At 55.0% G+C, this 17,979-nt stretch carries 19 protein-coding genes and 5 pseudogenes; 9 read left to right on the top strand and 15 right to left on the bottom strand.

All coding sequences use genetic code 11. The features are described from left to right. Positions 1-20: 20 nt before the first annotated feature. The gene (locus FIV39_RS20205) at positions 21-926 is read left to right on the top strand and encodes a LysR family transcriptional regulator (protein ID WP_090404510.1); all 906 of its coding nucleotides are present in this window, start codon (positions 21-23) and stop codon (positions 924-926) included. Between the two features lie 900 nt (positions 927-1,826). Here the strand turns inward: FIV39_RS20205 and FIV39_RS20200 are convergent. Further along, positions 1,827-2,267, bottom strand: a complete 441-nt coding sequence (locus FIV39_RS20200; RefSeq protein WP_069970779.1) for a hotdog fold domain-containing protein — start codon at positions 2,265-2,267, stop codon at positions 1,827-1,829. 135 nt (positions 2,268-2,402) lie between these two features. On the opposite strand from FIV39_RS20200, the gene FIV39_RS20195 reads away from it, so the two are divergent. Beyond that, a complete protein-coding gene (locus tag FIV39_RS20195) occupies positions 2,403-3,023 on the top strand; it encodes a TetR/AcrR family transcriptional regulator (RefSeq protein WP_090404505.1) in 621 nt (206 codons plus the stop codon). Positions 3,024-3,129: 106 nt separating this feature from the next. Here the strand turns inward: FIV39_RS20195 and FIV39_RS20190 are convergent, their stop codons facing one another. After that, complete coding sequence (locus FIV39_RS20190) at positions 3,130-3,531, bottom strand: winged helix-turn-helix transcriptional regulator (protein ID WP_057005591.1); 402 nt, start codon at positions 3,529-3,531, stop codon at positions 3,130-3,132. 95 nt (positions 3,532-3,626) lie between these two features. On the opposite strand from FIV39_RS20190, the gene FIV39_RS20185 reads away from it, so the two are divergent. Then, positions 3,627-4,034 (top strand): DoxX family protein, encoded by a 408-nt coding sequence (locus FIV39_RS20185; protein WP_057005559.1) that lies wholly within the window; start codon positions 3,627-3,629, stop codon positions 4,032-4,034. An 11-nt stretch (positions 4,035-4,045) separates the two neighbouring features. Then, positions 4,046-4,789 carry an SDR family NAD(P)-dependent oxidoreductase gene (locus FIV39_RS20180; RefSeq protein ID WP_057005592.1) on the top strand — a complete coding sequence of 248 codons (744 nt, stop codon included), beginning with the start codon at positions 4,046-4,048 and terminating at the stop codon, positions 4,787-4,789. Positions 4,790-4,861: 72 nt separating this feature from the next. Here the strand turns inward: FIV39_RS20180 and FIV39_RS20175 are convergent, their stop codons facing one another. The 8 genes and pseudogenes from FIV39_RS20175 to FIV39_RS34000 all read right to left on the bottom strand — a co-directional run bounded on the left by FIV39_RS20175 (position 4,862) and on the right by FIV39_RS34000 (position 10,917). Continuing rightward, a complete protein-coding gene (locus FIV39_RS20175; RefSeq protein ID WP_090404502.1) occupies positions 4,862-6,067 on the bottom strand; it encodes an MFS transporter in 1,206 nt (401 codons plus the stop codon). A gap of 88 nt (positions 6,068-6,155) precedes the next feature. Then, a complete protein-coding gene (locus FIV39_RS20170; protein ID WP_390620708.1) occupies positions 6,156-7,127 on the bottom strand; it encodes an alpha/beta hydrolase in 972 nt (323 codons plus the stop codon). A 96-nt stretch (positions 7,128-7,223) separates the two neighbouring features. Further along, on the bottom strand, positions 7,224-8,273 hold the full coding sequence (locus FIV39_RS20165; protein ID WP_057005562.1) for an NAD(P)-dependent alcohol dehydrogenase: 1,050 nt from the start codon (positions 8,271-8,273) through the stop codon (positions 7,224-7,226). Between the two features lie 226 nt (positions 8,274-8,499). Next, positions 8,500-9,021: pseudogene (locus tag FIV39_RS20160) on the bottom strand (transposase); the annotation flags it as partial. Further along, a pseudogene (locus FIV39_RS33055) lies at positions 9,010-9,165 on the bottom strand (helix-turn-helix domain-containing protein); the annotation flags it as partial. The pseudogenes FIV39_RS20160 and FIV39_RS33055, both read right to left, overlap by 12 nt. 45 nt (positions 9,166-9,210) lie before the next feature. Beyond that, on the bottom strand, positions 9,211-9,756 hold the full coding sequence (locus FIV39_RS20155; protein WP_090404496.1) for a FumA C-terminus/TtdB family hydratase beta subunit: 546 nt from the start codon (positions 9,754-9,756) through the stop codon (positions 9,211-9,213). Then, a pseudogene (ttdA, locus tag FIV39_RS33750) lies at positions 9,753-10,653 on the bottom strand (L(+)-tartrate dehydratase subunit alpha). Before ttdA ends, FIV39_RS20155 begins: the two are co-directional and overlap by 4 nt. A 153-nt stretch (positions 10,654-10,806) precedes the next feature. Continuing rightward, a complete protein-coding gene (locus FIV39_RS34000; protein ID WP_338062213.1) occupies positions 10,807-10,917 on the bottom strand; it encodes a carbohydrate porin in 111 nt (36 codons plus the stop codon). On the opposite strand from FIV39_RS34000, the gene FIV39_RS20145 reads away from it, so the two are divergent. Both FIV39_RS20145 and FIV39_RS20140 read left to right on the top strand, forming a co-directional pair. Continuing rightward, entirely contained in the window at positions 10,885-11,763 is an 879-nt protein-coding gene (locus tag FIV39_RS20145; RefSeq protein ID WP_338062218.1) for an MmgE/PrpD family protein, read from the top strand. The two genes, FIV39_RS34000 and FIV39_RS20145, sit on opposite strands and share 33 nt — an antisense overlap. Before the next feature lie 489 nt (positions 11,764-12,252). Beyond that, the gene (locus FIV39_RS20140) at positions 12,253-12,444 is read left to right on the top strand and encodes a hypothetical protein (RefSeq protein WP_143513878.1); all 192 of its coding nucleotides are present in this window, start codon (positions 12,253-12,255) and stop codon (positions 12,442-12,444) included. A 144-nt stretch (positions 12,445-12,588) separates the two neighbouring features. On the opposite strand, the gene FIV39_RS33995 is transcribed toward FIV39_RS20140, so the two are convergent. From FIV39_RS33995 to FIV39_RS20125, 3 genes and pseudogenes are all read right to left on the bottom strand, one after another. Then, on the bottom strand, positions 12,589-12,777 hold the full coding sequence (locus FIV39_RS33995) for an IS66 family transposase (RefSeq protein ID WP_390620707.1): 189 nt from the start codon (positions 12,775-12,777) through the stop codon (positions 12,589-12,591). A 98-nt stretch (positions 12,778-12,875) separates the two neighbouring features. Next, on the bottom strand, positions 12,876-13,271 hold the full coding sequence (locus FIV39_RS20130; protein WP_244176347.1) for a hypothetical protein: 396 nt from the start codon (positions 13,269-13,271) through the stop codon (positions 12,876-12,878). A gap of 535 nt (positions 13,272-13,806) precedes the next feature. Continuing rightward, a pseudogene (locus FIV39_RS20125) lies at positions 13,807-14,067 on the bottom strand (alcohol dehydrogenase catalytic domain-containing protein); the annotation flags it as partial. A 164-nt stretch (positions 14,068-14,231) separates the two neighbouring features. Between FIV39_RS20125 and FIV39_RS20120 the strand changes: the two are divergent. Next, positions 14,232-15,140: an AraC family transcriptional regulator gene (locus FIV39_RS20120; RefSeq protein ID WP_090404485.1), complete on the top strand. Its 909-nt coding sequence runs from the start codon at positions 14,232-14,234 to the stop codon at positions 15,138-15,140. A 26-nt stretch (positions 15,141-15,166) separates the two neighbouring features. On the opposite strand, the gene FIV39_RS20115 is transcribed toward FIV39_RS20120, so the two are convergent. Continuing rightward, positions 15,167-15,442 (bottom strand): type 2 periplasmic-binding domain-containing protein, encoded by a 276-nt coding sequence (locus FIV39_RS20115; RefSeq protein WP_143513877.1) that lies wholly within the window; start codon positions 15,440-15,442, stop codon positions 15,167-15,169. A gap of 48 nt (positions 15,443-15,490) precedes the next feature. Here FIV39_RS20115 and FIV39_RS20110 point away from each other — a divergent pair. After that, positions 15,491-15,763, top strand: a pseudogene (locus FIV39_RS20110) (aldehyde dehydrogenase family protein); the annotation flags it as partial. 10 nt (positions 15,764-15,773) lie between these two features. Here the strand turns inward: FIV39_RS20110 and FIV39_RS20105 are convergent. Then, complete coding sequence (locus FIV39_RS20105) at positions 15,774-16,337, bottom strand: LuxR C-terminal-related transcriptional regulator (RefSeq protein WP_069970788.1); 564 nt, start codon at positions 16,335-16,337, stop codon at positions 15,774-15,776. 255 nt (positions 16,338-16,592) lie between these two features. Between FIV39_RS20105 and FIV39_RS20100 the strand changes: the two genes are divergently transcribed. After that, positions 16,593-17,936 carry an MFS transporter gene (locus tag FIV39_RS20100; RefSeq protein WP_090404480.1) on the top strand — a complete coding sequence of 448 codons (1,344 nt, stop codon included), beginning with the start codon at positions 16,593-16,595 and terminating at the stop codon, positions 17,934-17,936. Positions 17,937-17,979 lie beyond the last annotated feature (43 nt).

Here is a 17,979-nt window from a genome sequence, read left to right as displayed (position 1 = left end):
CACCTACTCATACTGTTTAGATGAACTACACAATTGGACGCGGTGAGTTAGATGGGGTTCTCGTGTTCTTGGCGGTCGCCGAGGAGCGCGGCTTCAGGGCGGCTGCGCGCCGCCTTGGCATTACACCATCAGCTGTTAGTCAGGCGATACGCGTATTCGAGCAGCGAGTGGGAGTGCCACTGCTGGCACGAACTACCAGAAGCGTCGGACTGACTGAGGCTGGAGAAAGACTGCTGCTTCAAGTGCGGCCTGCTGCTCAGCAGGTACTTCTGGGAATTGAGTCCGCGCGTAACTTCGGTGAGTCTGTAACCGGGCTGCTTCGAATCAGTGTTCCCAGGGCAAGTGTTCCTATGCTGACAGAACGCTTCGTGCCTGGGTTCCTCAGCGCGAACCCGGGAATACAGCTTGAATTTGTCGGTGATGATCACCTGGTGGACATCATTGATGAAGGTTGCGATGCCGGAGTACGACCGCGTTCCTATGTACACGCTGATATGGTTGCGGTACCTCTGACCGCTGAAGAACCCAGCATTGTTGTCGGCTCACCGTCCCTGATTGCGCGCTATGCGCGGCCGCTGCTACCTGATGATATCTTAAGTCTGCCGTGCATCACCTATCGGCAGGCGGGTATTGTGCTGGACAGCTGGACATTCAGCGTCTCGGGCGAAAGACACGTAGTGCGCGTTCGTGGTCCGTTGATACTGGATGATGTGGCCGCTTGTATTCACGCCGCGGAGCGAGGGGTCGGATTGTTCATGCTTCCGCGATCTCTCGTTGCGCGCAATATCCACGCTGGAACACTTGAAGTCTTACTCGAAAGCTTCTCGGTGACCTTTCCCGGATTGGCGCTTTATTATCCCAGTCGGCGAAATGTGCTGCCCAAACTTCGCGCATTCATCGACTATGTTTTAGTCGATAGACATTGAAAAGGGCATTGCAGTTGCTCGGTATGCGGGCCAGGAAGTGAAATGCACCTCGCATTGCAGGCTCCTCCTTTTGTAGTGTGCAAGAGTGAGCGAGGTGCTGAGCGCCATAGGTGATCCCTAAATGCCAGCCTTTCAAATTCGGGTGATTGTTGCGCTCCTACGCATGCCCCGGCGAAAATGAATTTGCGGTTCTCTCGAAACGTTGTTCGAAAGTATTTAAAAAGTGCGCAAGATGGGCCCGGCCAGGCTTGCACATCGAATGATGGGGCACGTCCAGGTAGAACATCGAATCGTGGATGGAGTTGAGGTGTATCGGTTGCCCCCTCATGCTCCCGATGTTTCAGCAAAGCACGTTTTATATCTGCACGAAGGAGCATGCATATGCCCTCTGTGAAATCCGACTTGATTCCGTTGTCTCCGTAATGACCGCGCACGCTGACGGTCACGTCCAATTTCCCAAGGTATCCCCACCGAAACCGCAAGACATTGCGTTCAATTCGAAGGTCGCTAGCCGCTCGAGTCGAAGACTGGCCCGCTAACGGTGCGCCAGACGCAATATCGAGTTGGATAAAGTGAAGGTGCGCTTCCATGGCTGCCCAAGAAAACCGCGCAGTTGGTGAAAGTCTTTGCCCTGTCGAATCTGTGCATGACGCGCCGGCATTTTCTGACGAAGGCGGGATGTTCCTCTGTAATGCAGATCCAGAGTCCGCCTTCATCCCCATTATTAGGGGGCGTGTAACGCCCTGAATCGCTCCGGGTTTTCTAGACACTCCCCAAGCCCCCTGTGTAGCGTTTTTCAAACTCTACCGGTGAAAGTTAATTGTTGAAACTATGACGCATTTTTCATGCTCTCAGCAGGAGCGATTTGGCTCGGCATAACGCCGAGCCTATAGAAAAGGCCTAAGCGATTTTCACATTCATCGTGATTCTGGCAGTGAAAACTTTCACGCCACCCTCGTCGAAGATATCAACCGGAACGAACTTGTCGCCGCCGGTTTTCCAGTCAATACCGCCGCCATCAGCTACAGCTCGAATGCTCGATTTTGCTTTCGCGAGATATTCAACGGTCATGCCTTTCGGAATCCATTTGGCGCCTGAAGGAATCGAAGCGTCAGTCATCATTCCGCCCGCGAGCTCGGCTGCGTTGCATAGGGCTATCGCATGCACAGATGCCAGATGGTTGGTGATTTCCTTGCGAAACGGCACGTTAACGACTGCATGGCCTGGGCTGAGCTCTGAAATCTCAGGGGCGATCGTGCTGAAGTAAGGTGCCATTTGGCAGGCCATATTGCTGAACGCGGCGGGGCCTACGCTATTGAACATGCTTAGAGCTTGACTCATGAGATACCCTCTTGGCTGGATACAGAATAATATTCTGTAGCGGAACAATATTCTGTATATCTGGAAGCTGTCAAGCCAAGCTTTCTTTACGGTGCGTTCACCCTATAGACTCCGCTTCATTTGGCGTTTCCCCTCATGCATTCAACTGATCTGATCGAGCGTATCTATCCGGGAAGGCGTAGCGAGCTCAAGCGCACTATCCTGCGCCGAGCACTTGCCTGCTTTAACGAGGTAGGCATCGAAGCCACAAACATCGAAACCATTCGGGCTCAATGCGAAACGAGCGTAGGCGCTATCTATCATCACTTCGGCAGTAAAGAGGGACTGGTGGCCGCTCTTTTTTTCGCTGCGCTAGAAGATCAGGCAGCGCTCCGAGATAGCTATTTGCAGAAAGCACAGACGGCTCAAGCGGGTGTAGCGGCCCTGATCTATAGCTACGCTGAATGGGTCGATGAACAACCGGATTGGGCTCGCTTTATTTTCCAAAGTCGCTACGCCGTCTCAAGTGGGCCTTTCAACGGTGAATTGCTTGAACGCAATAAACAACGCAACAGGCAGTTGCTGGACTGGATGAGTGTCGAGGGCCGCAAGGAGCAGTTCAGTCATCTTCCTGTAGAACTCTTACCGTCACTTATCATCGGAGCGACAGAAAGCTATTCGCGTGCTTGGCTTTCCGGGAGGGTCAAAAAAAGCCCGAAGCAGTATCAGGACTTTCTCGCGAAGGCTGCTTGGAATTCGATTACGCAAATAGACTAGATAGCTAACTGACCTTGGAGTAAGTGTCGGAGGTTCTGAATCAGCTGGCTTTCAAGGCGCAGGAGGCACGTCGCACATCACCTCGGCTGCAGTGAATCGCTCAGGTTTAAACCGCACCATCACCTTTGCGGGTGCTGTTAGCTTTTCGGCCACGTGGATTTGGTTTCACGGGGACGCTTTTCCCGTACTCGCTCCACCAGGTGGCGAGTGCCGCCATCGTCGGCCCGAGTGCGCGTGCTTTTGCGGTCATCTCATATTCGACGCGCGGTGGTACTTCCGCGAAGACTGTTCGCGAGATCAGGCCATCGTTTTCAAGCTCTCGGAGTTGCGCCGTCAGCATGTGTTGCGTGATACCGCTAATCGCCTTGCGCAGTTCCCCAAAACGATAGATGCGCTGATTCAGCAGCCACATGATTTCCAGCTTCCACTTGCCTGAAAGCAGCGAAAATGCGCGGCGCATTTCCTCGTGCATGTTGATCTGAGCGTCATCATTAGTCTGGTTTTCCATACTAAGCACCACTTTTTCATCCTGCTTGTGGATTTTTATGTTAGGCGACATCTTTGCCCTAAGTCGACGTAACAATACCTGCTTAGGAAAACCACATGATCGTAAATTATATTTACTGGATTAGCACGGCGCTGCTTTCGTTGCTCTATTTCGCCTCTGCCGCGATGTACATCGCCAAAGGAGACTATGTTCGAAACGCACAAGCGGAGTTGGGCTATTCAGCCTCCCACCTGGTGCCTTTGATGATCGTGGTCAAGGTACTGGGTCCTGCTGCGATTTTGTGGCGCTACAATGTGGCGCTCAGTGAACTCGCTTATGCCGGTATGTTTTATCACCTGCTGCTTTCAGCTTCAGCGCACCTGGGTGTTCACAAGCCCAAAGGTGCTATCCCGGCAGCCGTGGGGCTCATTCTCCTGGCCGCCTCCTTCGTGACACAAAACGCCGTTCGCGAATTTCCGTCGCCTTACGCACCGGCGGCGATCATCCAAACGACTCTTGAATAATGGGGAATGCTATGACTCGACTCAGTGGAAAAGTGGCCATTGTCACCGGCGCCGGTCGGGGTATCGGCCGAGCCACCGCAAAGATTTTCGCGGTGCAGGGCGCGAAAGTCGCGGTCGTTTCGCGCACGGCTGAAAATGTTGATCAGGTGGTTGCCGAGATCCAGGCCGCTGGCGGCATCGCCCTCGGAATCGTTTGCGATATCGCTGATCCCGTTCAAATTACTGCCACTGTCGACAAGGTGATGGCTGCCTATGGACGAATCGACATTCTGGTTAACAATGCTTTCGATCCTTCTGTGGTTTTTTCATCGGTGATTGAGCTATCAGCCGAGCAGTTGCAGCGTAATTTCGAAATGGGCCCGATTGCTTATCTGCGAACGATGCAGGCGTGCTATCCCCATCTCAAAGCCAGCGGTGAGGGCCGGGTTATTAATTTCGCGTCCCTGGCCGGTGTCATTGGCATGCAGGGCTATGCGCCTTACAACATGGCAAAGGAAGCCGTACGTGCCTTGACTCGCTCTGCGGCCAGGGAATGGGGCGCTGACAAGATCACGGTCAACAATGTCATGCCGGTCGCTGACACGTGGGGAACCGCGGTCGATGTACCTGCCCCCACTAACGTGCTTGGTCGTTATGGATCACCGGAAGAGGATATTGCGCCGGTGGTGTTGTTTCTCGCCAGCAAGGATGCGCAGTTCTTGACGGGATACAGCCTGACACCGGACGGCGGCCAAATCATCGACAGCGCACGCTGATTTTACCGTCCAGCCTGTGAACGATTGCTCCACCGGAACCACAAGAAACGCCTTGGCGTGTCTTGTGGTTCTTTATGCGATGTTCACCGATGCAACCGGCTCCCGCGTGGCAGAGCGTGCAGCCAGGAAGGCAAGCACAGCCGCCACGCCCAGCAATGCGGCGCTCAACTCGAAGGTTGCGCGATAGCCGCTCAAGTCAAACACCAGCCCGCCAACGGTTGCACCCGAGGCAATGGCCAGTTGAATGATCGCCACCATTAAGCCGCCTCCCGCTTCAGCAGCCTCTGGCAATGTTCTGGCCAGCCATGTCCACCATCCCACTGGAGCTGCCGTTGCAACCAGTCCCCAGAGACCCAACAAGACAGTGGTGGTGGCCGCCGAACTGCCGAATGAAACGAGCGCCAGTGCGATCACCGCCATCAATATCGGAATGACGATGAGGGTGCGATGCAGGCCATTTTTCAAGAAGGCTTCAATCAGGAAGGTTCCCGCGAGCCCAGCCAGACCCAAGACGAGCAACATCAGCGATAGCGTGGAAACACTGACGTGCGTGACCGTTTCAAGGAACGGGCGCAGGTAGGTAAACAGCATAAACTGCCCCATGAAAAAGACACTGACCGCCACCATGCCTAACGCGACCGGTGGGCTTTTCATCAACTTGAAGACATTCCCAGTGCCCGAACCACTTTGTGACTTCATCGCCGGAAGGCTAAACAGAAGCCAGGCAGAGGCGATCACCGCTACCGGGATAACGCACAAAAATGCACCGCGCCAGCCGATCAACGCGCCAAGGAAACTGCCCAGCGGCGCTGCAATCACTGTTGCCAAAGCGTTGCCGCCGTTGACGATTGCCATGGCGCGAGTGATCTGGTCTTCAGGCACCAGGCGCATGGCGGTTGCGGCAGACAGCGACCAGAAGCCGCCTATCGCTACCCCGATCAACGCGCGACCGATCATGAATACCCAGTAATTCGGCGCGAAAGCGACCACTGTTCCCGAAATGATCATCAGCACAGTCAGTGACAACAGCAGAGGTTTGCGGTCGACCCGCGCCGCCACCGAAGCGATCAGAAGGCTGGCGAACAGTGCAAACAGTCCAGAGACAGAAATACCCTGGCCTGCTTGCCCCTCGGTGATATGCAAGTCGGCGGCAATCGGCGTCAGCAGGCTGACGGGCATGAATTCCGATGCCACCAGCACGAAGGCTGCAAGCGACATGGCGAATACGGCGCCCCACGATTGTTCAGCTTTCGGGGGGGCGGGAGAGTGTTTGGTCATTGATTGAATCCTGTAATGCGCGAAGCGTCGTGGCCCCGTGAACGAGACCGCGAGAGAGAGCCGGTGCCCGAGCAGGACGCCGATCAGGCTACTTCAGGTTGCTTTTGAAGAACGAGGTTAACTTGGCGAATGGAATGAGGTTGACCCGGTCGTAGAGATCCACATGCCCGGCATCGGGAATGATGAGCAGCTCTTTAGGCTCAGCAGCGCGTTTGTACGCATCCTCGCTGAATTCCCGTGAGTGGGCATGGGCGCCAGTAATGAATAGCAGTGGACGAGGGGAGATCGTCTCTATGTCGTTAAACGGATAGAAGTTCATGAATTTCACATTGCTGGTCAGCGTCGGCATGGTGGTGGTCAGCGCCGATGCTCCGGCAGGCGTAACCTCGCCACGCGGCGTGCGGTAGAAATCGTAGAACTCGTCACCCACGGCGTTGCCAGTCAATTTCAGTGGTGAGCCGCTGGTATAGCGGACTTCGCCACCCCAGGATTCGGCGTCGCGCTGCTGCGCCGCCTCGCGAATGATCTGCTGACGTTGTTCCGCCGTTACGCCATGCTTGAGGCCGTTACGATTGGCTGCGCCCATGTCGTACATGCTGACGGTGGCGATCGCCTTGAGGCGCGGATCAATTTTGGCCGCGCTGATAGCGAAGCTGCCGCTGCCACAGATGCCAATGACGCCAATACGCTCGCGATCAACAATGGGTTGAGTGCCGAGAAAGTCCACGGCGGCACTAAAGTCTTCGGCATAGATATCAGGCGAGACTGCTTGGCGAGGTGTGCCTTCGCTGGCGCCCCAGAAGGACAAGTCCAGCGACAACGTGACAAATCCTTGTTCAGCCATTTTGGTGGCGTAGAGGTTTGCACTCTGCTCCTTTACGGCGCCCATGGGGTGTCCAACGACAATGGCTGCGTTTTTCGTTTTCGGATCGAGGTCTGTCGGCGTGAACAGGTTGCCCGCGACTTTCATTCCGTATTGATTTTTGAAGGTGACCTTTTCCACCGTCACTTTGTCACTTTTGTAGAAGTTGTCTGCACCGTTTGACATATCGGCTCCCATCGAAGAAAAAGAGGTAACAAGTAGCCCGAGGGCGAGAAAAATACCTTTCACTGGATCATCCTTTCGGTTGAGTCGTTACCGGCTGGAGTCTTTCGACTAGCCAACCAATGTGGCGTTGTCGATCACGAAGCGATACTTCACGTCACCCTTGAGCATCCGTTCGTAGGCGTCATTGATCTGATTGGCTCGGACCAGTTCGATGTCGGCGACGATGCCGTGTTCGGCGCAGAAATCCAGCATCTCCTGCGTTTCAGGGATGCCGCCGATCATCGAGCCGGCGATCGTTCGGCGCTTCATGATCAGGTTGAACACATTGGGTGATGGATGCGGCGATGCCGGTGCGCCGACGAGGGTCAACGCACCATCGCGCTTGAGCAACACCAGGAAAGCATCCAGATCGTGGGGCGCTGCGACGGTGTTGAGGATGAAGTCGAAGGTCTTGGTATGCGCGGCCATCTCCTCAGCGTTGCGCGATACCACAACTTCGTCAGCGCCCAACTCCTTCGCCGCTTCGCGCTTGGATTCGGACGTGGTGAACGCCACAACGTGGGCGCCCATCGCATGGGCCAGTTTGATACCCATGTGGCCCAGCCCACCGATGCCGACCACACCTATTTTCTTACCCGGCCCGGCGTTCCAGTGACGCAGCGGAGAATACGTGGTGATGCCCGCGCACAGCAGCGGCGCGACGGCGGCCAATTGCTCCTCCGGGTGACTGATGCGCAGGACATAACGCTCATGCACCACAATGTTTTGCGAGTAGCCGCCCAGCGTCCAGCCGGGCGCGTCTGACGTCGGAAAGTTGTAGGTGCCGATCATGCCATCGCAGTAGTTTTCCAGGCCGGATTCACAGTCGTCACAGTGTTTACAGCTGTCGACGATGCAACCGACACCGACCAGATCGCCGACTTTGAATTCCGCTACATGGGCGCCGACCGCCGATACGCGGCCGACAATTTCGTGTCCCGGTACGCAGGGGAACTGCGTGCCTGCCCATTCGGCACGCACCTGATGCAAGTCCGAATGGCAGATACCGCAGAAGGCGATGTCGATCTGAACGTCATGGGTGGCGGGGGAACGGCGACTGATCTGCAAAGGCTCAAGGGGTTTGTCGCCCGCGTAAGCACCATAGGCATGTATAAGCATGGGAGAATCCTCCTCGATGGTGTGTCGAGTAAGCATTTTCCCCCCTTTGAGCAGACTCTCTACAGTGCATTTCACTGAATTACTTGCCTGATCCTATGAGTCTGCGTTCTTTTGCAAAACGGTTACGTGCGAGTGGGTTAGAGTTCAACGAAGAGGTACGAGATGAACATGACAACTCAATACGAGATCGCCACATCGCCGCAGGAAGCGCCCGCCCAGGTCATTCCATTGATTTCATCAGTGCCTGGCACGTCAGGTTATTGGAGTGCCTGACTTCAAGTTGCGCCAAAGCCGTCTAGACCGCACTGCGGTCAACCACCTCATCGGCTTCGGTTTTATCCGCTTCATCCAGCTCAGCCAGGTATTGAGCGATGCGTTTATCCAGCTTCTGCTCCTGGTGCTTGAGCCGCTTCAAATTCATATGACGCCGCGAGGAAGCAACCGCCTGAACTTTGCTGCCATCGATGGCCACCAGCTCGCCTGCGATGAGACCCACCATGCCGCAAAACTGGACGAGGGCACGACAGGTCGCGATAAAGGCTGCTTTGTTGTTTTTGGGAAAGTCGGCGATGGTCTTGAAGTCGGGTTTGAGCCGGTTGATCAACCACATCACTTCGATGCTGCGCTGGCACTCGGCTTCGAGCCGCCGGGATGAGCGAATCCTTTGGAAATAGCCGTAGAGGAACAGTTTGAGCTGGTCGGCAGGATCGTAAGAGGGGCGCCCGGTACCTTTGGGTAAGGCTTTATCCAGCGCCGAAAGCCTTTTGCTGATCGCCGGTGGGGTAATGCCCAGCTCTCTGGCAGTCGCGACAAGGCTACCCTGTTTGGCTAATAGATGAAAAAAAACAAGTCTTGAGCATTGTTCATTCTTGACCCCAAAGTGCCTTGTCATGAAAGAACGGCCGCCACGGTGTTGGGTCGCGGCCGATCCACCAAGTCACTTGATGAAACGCACCTGGCTGTTGATTTTCTCGATGATTGCACCTTTGCGTTCGTTAAAGCGTGCCTTGTTCTGCTCGAAAAGGTTATTGCCTTTGGTGTCGATGGAGATGATCAGCGGGCCGAATTCACGGACCCGGTTAACCCAAAGGGTTTCTGGCATGCCGAGGTCTTGCCACTCAGCCCGTTCGATTTCCTTGACCTTAGTGGCCGCAAGTACCGCGCAACCGCCGGGGAATAACGCATGTACTGCCTTGTTCTCCAGGCAACCTGCGGTGGTTTCGGGGCCCATGCCGCCTTTGCCAATAATCATCTTGACGCCGGTTTCCTCAATGAATTGCTTCTCGAATTTTTCCATTCGCAAACTGGTAGTCGGCCCGATGGACACCATCTCGAAACTGCCATCGTCTTTTTTGCGCACGATGAGTCGGCGATGAGCCACGTCACGGCAGGTGACCAATTGACGAGTCAGGTAAACCACGTCGCCGACATTAAGCTCTACGAGATCTTCATCCTTGATAGGAGTGTTGAGAGCTTTAATCACAGTACTACTCCTTCATGGGAGAGGATGTCGTAGGACAGGTCGGCATTGATACGAATTTTGCCGCGGCGGTGTGCCCAGCAGCCGGTGGATACCGCCACGCCGATGGTTGATGGGTGTCGGGCTGAAGACTCGATGTTCACACCCATCACGCTGCTATTACCGGTCAGGCCCACTGTGGGCCAATACCGACCTCATTAAGGCCCTCTTCAAGCAGCCTTTCCATCAAAGCGGCATTTTCGTTGGGGTGACTGGAGTCCACCGGCCGGAGGATCACCCGCTTGGATAAACGAGCAGCGGTTTCCACGGAGGTGGAGACGCCGACGCCGACCAGCAGGGGCGGGCAGGCGTTCACGCCGTGAGAGGTAATGACATCGAAAACGAATTCCGTCACACCTTTGTAGCCTTGGCCTGGCATTAATACCTTGGCGGAGCCCGGTAGCGTGCACCCACCGCCGGCCATCTAGAAATCAATCATCGCGTAATCGGCATCCGGGATAATTTCCCAATCAATCCATGGGATCTTGGAGCCGGTATTGGTACTGGTGTTCTTCTCGACAAACGTCTCCACGGCGTTGTGACGCAGTGGGCCTTTGATGGTTGCTTCCAGGGTTGCGTTTTCTAGGATGCTTTCCAGCTCCCCAAGCAGTGGGAACTTGCGCCTGCAGCGATGAAATACTAAATGACCCCTGTGTCCTGGCAGCTCGGTCGGTCGAGCTTGTCGGCATAGTCTTGGTTCTCTGCCTTCGAGTCGTAGATGGCGATGGCTAACGGATTGGTTTTCGCTGCGCGTAGTTGGGCAGTCTTCTTTTTAACGTCGGTCGGCAAGCGCTTACCAATGTAGGCCGTGAACTTGGCCATGACGTCGGTCAGCGATTGAACGGCTAATTCTTTATCCACTTCTATCTTCCTCATTTGCATCGCAAGGCTTATTAATTTGTACGGCTGATAGGCCTATTGAAGTCTTTTAGCTATCTTGGGCTGTTTGATAGGAAGTTCAACCAGCGCGTTGCGCTGGTTGAACTGGTTATCTCGTAATAAATCAAGTTTTAATTAAAGGCTGATCTCGAACTTTGAGCCCGCAACCCACGCATCCTTAACATCTCTCACACCACCGGGGTTGCCAACAAACTGGAGGTTGGGGGTCGTGAGAAAACAGAGCATGCGCTGGGCATCGCTCTGATGCAGTGCAGCGGCACAATGGAGGTGATCAATTCCGTGGGCAGCGACCTACGCGCCATGTATGCGGGGTTTTCGGCCAAAGGAGCTGTTTTGGCAACGTTGCTCGCAGACAAGGGCGTGACCGGCGTTCCAAAAGTCTTTGAAGGTCCCCACGGGCTCTTCCAGATGTATTTTGGAGGCCAATACGACCGAGATGCAATTTTGCTGCGACTGGGACAAGACTACATCGGTGATCGAACACTATTTAAGCGTTGGCCTGCGGTAGGGACATCACACAGTCACCTACACGCGACTATTGGTTTGGTGATTGTAGAAAATGATTTGAAGCCCGATGACATCCAGGAGATCAGAGTACACGTTGGTGATTACCATCAATTAATGTGCGAACCACTGTCTGCACGGCGGGAGCCTGCAACGCTTGTAGACGCTAAATTTAGCCTTCCTTTTCTTGTCGCGGTCGCGGTGGTAAAGCGCGGTTTGAGCCTGACGGATTTCACTTCAGATGAGCTTGGAAATACCGAGGTACTAGCGCTTGCCAAGAGGATCGTACCGGTACCAGACCCTTCACTCGACTGGAAGGTTGAAATGCCTGCGGGCCACGTAAAGATTACAATCTTTGACGGACGAGTTTTTTCCAGAACTGGTGTGGATGTACCAGGAAGTCCCACCGCACCGATGGACTGGCCATCGATCTGGCAAAAGTTTCAGGAGTGTAACCACGTGGCGCTTCGTCCGAGATCACTTGATCAACTGCGCATGGTACAAGCATATGCGCAAGACCTGCAGGATGAAGATGACTGCTGTGAACTTCTTGCTCTCCTTGAATAGCTCTATTCCGAAAAGCCCTGGCAGTAGTGACAGTCGACTCATGGCAACCAAGCCAGCGACGACGCACAACCCGCGCCCGTCTCTAAACCTGTCGGTCCGTAGCAGTCCAAAATCTGCATGGCATGTATGGGGCTGGGCTTTGCTGAAACGGCTGACGCGCTGGCTCATGGAGCCGCTTCGATTACGCGTGCGTCCGGTTGCGCCCTGGGCGAAGTTGATGAGGCACGCGCGTCGCTTCGCAGTTTCAACGCATAGGCAAAATATTCTGCAGGGCTTTGAGCTCGGTCGGTCAAACGTGGACGACACCATGCAGAAGCCGGCCCAGCCTCTAGCACAGCGGATTGGTTTCGATACGCCTGTGATTGATTTGATAGTTGACCTCGCAGTGCAACGAGCAATGGCGGCAGGTCTCTACAAAGACTAGGTGTGTGGAACCCTTCGCTACCTATGCACGCAGTCAGTTTCTCCGGACTTTACAGCGACGGCGCCGTGACCTTCAACAACACGCCTGTAAACCTGGACGGCGTGAAATCCCACAGTAAGACCACCGGAATCACCCGGAAATACCACCAAAAAAAGCCAACACCCACAGGGGAGTTCGGTATTCGTGGCGGCCACGGCATTTTTGACGTCAGCTTGACGGTCTCCCGCCTGTGGGGCAGAAAAAATTGCTGTGTGTAGGGGGGCTAGACAACGTCCACTCGAACCTACTGGTGGCCACTTCCGATGGCCGCGCGACTATCCAAGAAGGCATTGAGGCCGGCTGAAAGCAAAGCTGTAGGACGGCACGTAGCGACAAGTTGGCCTTGCGTCAGCCCCTCACATTCAATAACGTCCACTACAGCAATGACGCGTTGTTCGGCGGGGCCTGCGTTGCCGAAGTTTAGCTCTGACCATCGCGCCTTTGAGCGTGTCACTGAACTGCGAGTTATTTCTTCCGATCACGAGGGGCCGAATGGACCGATCAGCGGCATTATTATCGATCGGCAAGTAGTCTGCCTCGGCATACTTCATAAACGTCCAAGCTGCTGAGATTACATGATCAACAGGCAGCAGAATCGAAGCCAGCCGAACTTGTCTGATGAATAGAGAGAAACGCATTAAGTATTCCGTTACAAGCACGGGACTTTATCTTCCCGCACCAATACTTTCCCATTTTCATCAATTAGAGAGACAGAAACTCCGCCCCCGATGATGCTGGTTTGAGTTAACGTATAACGAGCGCTCGGCTCGAAATGAGCATACTTCACTATAGCAATACATCGACGATGGCTATTCTGGTATCCCGTCTTCACTATGCCCAGCTCCATAGTGTGCTCTGCCCCTGTGAAGAGGAAATGCTGCAGGTTGTTTGAGGGCTTCATATCCAGACGCCTAGCGATCATTTCATCGCCGATTTGCGCCTCAATATGCACAATTGATTCGTTACCCATTAACGGCGATGCTTTTGATACGCATCCTGTAGTACATGCGATTAGGATGTAGGTGAGCAAGACTTTAATGTTCATATTTTCCTGGGGTTAAGATTAATGCTTCAAGATATTTTACGCGACCACACAGATGGAGGTGCACACCTATATTAACTATATGACTCTATTTAGACATGCCTGGGAAGCCAACTCTACTGCTGCGAGGGCAGTGTAAGTCGTGCTTCAATCATAACGGCATTTGTAGAGTTTTTAGTGCCGCATCGTTCAGTATGATTAACACGAAAATGGAAACGCCGCCTTTCTGTTTTACAATCGCAAGAAGCAGGCGTCTATTAGAATTAAGCAGACGGAGCTTCTTCAAACACGTATCGAATTCAGACGATACCGGGATAGGTCAGAACGCCACAGCATGCTTCGCACTAACATTGTCTCGGCCATAGTGAAGCTTGCCGTTGGAGTCGATCGCTAATGAAATGCTGCGTTCACCCCTGCTTCCATGAACGGTCGCTCGTTTGACCTTGGAGGCAATTTTGATCTCTTTCGGCCACCCCTTCGTCATGGGTTCTATGCTTTACGACCTACGATCCAACCGTCGGCGTCTATACGGCCGGCGGCCGACACCGACCAGATCTCCGACTTTGAATTCCGCTACATGGGCGCCGACCGCCGATACGCGGCCGACAATTTCGTGTCCCGGTACGCAGGGGAACTGCGTGCCTGCCCATTCGGCACGCACCTGATGCAAGTCCGAATGGCAGATACCGCAGAAGGCGATGTCGATCTGAACGTCATGGGTGGCGGGGGAACGGCGACTGATCTGCAAAGGCTCAAGGGGTTTGTCGCCCGCATGAGCACCATAGGCTTGTACAAGCATGGGAGAGTCCTCGATGGTGTGTCGGATGAACATTTTCCCGCTCTGCCCTGACTGCAAACAGTGCATTGCGCTGGATTACTTGCCTGATTCTATGAGTCTGCGTTCTTTTGCAGGACGGTTGCGCGCGGGCGAGTTAGAGTTCAGCGAAGAGGTACGAGACGAACATGATGCCCCCACACGAAACCCCCACATCGCCCCAAGAGGCGCTCGTCCAGGTCATTGGCTCGCGGGTCTTGAAACCCGGTGACTACGCAACCTCGATTGCGGGTCTCGGCTTCTTTAGGCGCGAACACCCGTCGCCGCCTGTTGTTTGCATGGTCGAACCGAGCATCATTCTTGTCGCCCAAGGCGAGAAACAGCTGTGGGTAGGCGGTGAGGGTTATCCGTATGACACCTCGCGTTTTCTGGTCACCTCACTGGATTTGCCGGCCAACTCGGAGGTGCTCAAGGCGAGCCCGGAGCAACCGTGCCTGGGCCTGACGTTCAAGCTCGATTTGCGCATGCTGGCAGAGCTGATAGCGCAGAGTGACCTGCCGCCCACCCGTGAACGCTCGGCCGCGAAAGGGGTAGGCATCGGTTCAGTGACCGCAGCCATGCTGGCGCCGTTCGAGCGCTTGTTGGCGCTGCTCGATGAGCCGGAAGCTATTCCTGTTCTCGCCCCTTTGATCCAGCGTGAAATTCACTACCGTCTCTTGAAAAGTGATCAGGCGGGCCGGCTTCGACAGATAACTTCTGTCGATGGTCAAGGTTATCGGATCGCCAAAGCCATCGATTGGTTGAAGTTGAATTACACCTCGGCGCTTCGAGTCGATGAGCTAGCGGCCCGTGTCCAGATGAGTACGCCAACCTTCCACCACCACTTCCGCCAACTCACCGCAATGAGCCCCTTGCAGTATCAAAAATGGCTTCGACTGAATGAGGCAAGACGATTGATGCTCAATGAACACCAGGACGTATCCAGTGCGGCTTTCAAGGTTGGCTATGAAAGCCCCTCCCAGTTCAGCCGCGAATACAGTCGACTGTTTGGAGTTGCGCCTAAACGAGATATCGCAGCGTTACGAAAGGCAGGCTAGCGACGTTGTGAGGTCTTTTCGGCGAGTCAGGCCTGTGCAAGGATCAGGTCCACTAGCCGCTGCGCGGGTGGCGATAGGGTACGTCCCGCCAGTTGCACGATGGCGCACTCGATACACATATCCGATGGCGAAAGTTCGGGATGTAACAGGGAGCCCAAGTTTACTAGGCCGCCATTGCGGTCGTCGTGATCGAGCCAAGAGCTCCAGGTGAACAGGATGTTGTCGCTACACAACGTCAGGTCGCGCAGTAAAGACAGGTTGTCACAGGATAGCTCCACCGGCAGCGCCTGATTCTGTTTCATGCCGAACATCGAACATCGAACATCGAACGCAGGCGCGGTGCGAGAGACTTGTTGAGCTTCACTGCGGACCAGGGATATCCCGACACCTGCGTTGGCGAGAGGGAGTACTCTGCTGAAGCAGCGGGTGCCCTGGGCCGCGCTCCGGTGTGCGTGATCGCCTCCATCGCGCCGTGGAACTACCCTCTGATGATGGTTGCCTGGAAAATCGCCCCGGCCCTGCCCGCCGGTAATACCGTGGTCAAGTCAGCGGAACAAACCCCGCTGACCGCGTTGTGTCTGGCACAACTGGCGTCGGAGATTTTCCCGGCCGGTGTACTCAACCCGGCGCAGGCTAGTTGACGATCTGTCGAATCAGATCCGGTGTGGAATTTACCGCGTATTTGCGAAGCAGGCTGCCGCGATGGATGTCTACGGTTCTGGGACTGATGCCCAGGCTTTTCGCAGCTTCCTTGCTGGTCAGTCCGTCTACCAGCAGCGCAGCCACTTCGCGTTCTCGAGAGGTGAGGATCACTTTCTCCTTCAGTTCCTCTTGTTTCCGGGTATCCACTTCAGTGAATACCCAAGCAGCCAATTCATACGGATTACTTTCGTTGAAGCCGTAACCCCGAACGGTCACCCAGAAATGCGTGCCGTCCAGACGGCGCATTAAACGGTCATCATGAAAGTCGGCATGTCGCGAAAGCAGGGGGCCGAAATGTTCCGCCGCGGTTTCGAAGTCTTTCTGTTTGGGGTACAGCATCGCGAACGAGGCCCCAATGATTTGTACATCACTGGCGCGAAACATTGTCCGCGCCAAGGCATTGCAGTTCAGGATCACCCGATTGCGGGCAATGATCACAGCGACCGGTAAATGATGAAGAAGATATTCGGGATTCAGACAATCTTCTTCACGCATAACGACAGCTTCTCTCGCAAATTGATGAATGCAATAACGCCGATTACCTAGGTGATCAGGAAGTCTGGTCGCCCCGGGGGCAGTCTGCATATGATGGCACCAAGTTTATCACCACAAGCGCTCGCCTTGCCGGTCGACAATGGCTGACTGCAGTAGCGCAACAAGTACCACCACAACAAGAATTCTGCACCTAGTTTGTTCCGAATTATTGGCTGCCCATCTTATTTAATTAGAATAATCCAGGAGAGCACCACAATGAGCGAAACAGGCCATGTTTCACCGGCCACACTGCGTAAGGTCATCGCGGCAGCCGCAGTGGGTAACTTTGTAGAGTGGTTCGATTTCGCGGTTTACGGATTTCTCGCCACCACCATCGCCAAACAATTCTTTTCCAGTGCTGACCCCAGCGCCGCCTTGCTCCAAACCTTTGCCATCTTCGCGGTTGCCTTCGCCTTGCGGCCACTGGGTGGCATCGTATTCGGCACGCTCGGTGATCGCTTGGGACGCAAACGCGTGTTGTCGGTCACGGTGCTGATGATGGCTGGTGCCACTACGGTGATCGGACTACTGCCGACGTACGCGAGTATAGGGCTGATGGCGCCCGTACTGCTGACGCTTACCCGCTGTGTCCAAGGATTTTCCGCTGGTGGCGAGTACGCCGGTGCCTGCGCCTACCTGATGGAACATGCGCCGAATCACAAACGTGCCTGGTATGGCAGCTTCATTCCCGTCTCGACTTTCTCGGCCTTCGCGTGTGCAGCAATCATGGCTTATCTGCTGGAAGCGAGCCTGTCGGCCGAAGCAATGGGCGCGTGGGGCTGGCGGGTGCCGTTTCTGGTGGCTGCACCGCTCGGGTTAGTGGGCCTCTACCTGCGTTGGAAGATGGAGGAAACCCCGGCTTTCCGGCATTCCATGGCCGAAGATAAAACCCATGCCCATTCCCCGCTTCGCGAAACTTTGCAGCAGCAGAGGGGCTCTATCCTGCGGCTTGGCGCCTTCATTTCGTTGACTGCACTGTCCTTCTATATGTTCACCACGTACTTCGCCACCTACCTGCAGGTGGTTGGGCATCTTAGCCGTGGGCAGTCACTGATGGTCTCGACGGTGGCGTTGCTGTTCGCAGCCGGTGTCTGCCCGGCGGCAGGGGCTTTCTCGGACCGATTCGGCCGGCGCAGGACAGTCGCCACGACTTGTTCGTGGGTGATCCTGACCGTTTTTCCGGCCTACTGGCTGGCTAGCGCCGGTCAAGTGCCAGCGGCGATATTTGGAGTCTTGTTGCTCGCGGTGGGCGCTGTGCTGCCGGGCGTGGTTACGGCCGCGCTGCTCTCCGAAGTTTTCCCCACCCGCACCCGTTACACCGCATCGGCGATCACCTACAACATTGCCTACACGCTGTTTGGCGGTACCGCGCCGCTGGTTGCAACATGGCTGATTAACCAGACTGGCAGCAGCCTGGCGCCAGCCTTCTACCTGGTGGTGATCGCCTTGCTGGCACTGGCGGGAGGTCTGGGCTTGCCAGAGACCTCGCGAATTTCTCTGCACGATGGGCCAGGTGTGGAACCAGCGCGTGGTTTAAAAGGTATTCGCCACCCGGGTTGATGCTTGAGCGACGATGCGCGGGACTGGCTCACGCATCTATTGA

Origin of the sequence: Pseudomonas grimontii (assembly GCF_007858185.1) — a bacterium.
GTDB lineage: Bacteria > Pseudomonadota > Gammaproteobacteria > Pseudomonadales > Pseudomonadaceae > Aquipseudomonas > Aquipseudomonas grimontii.
Note: the sequence above shows the minus strand (reverse complement) of the source record. Positions and strands in the feature narration are given on the sequence as shown.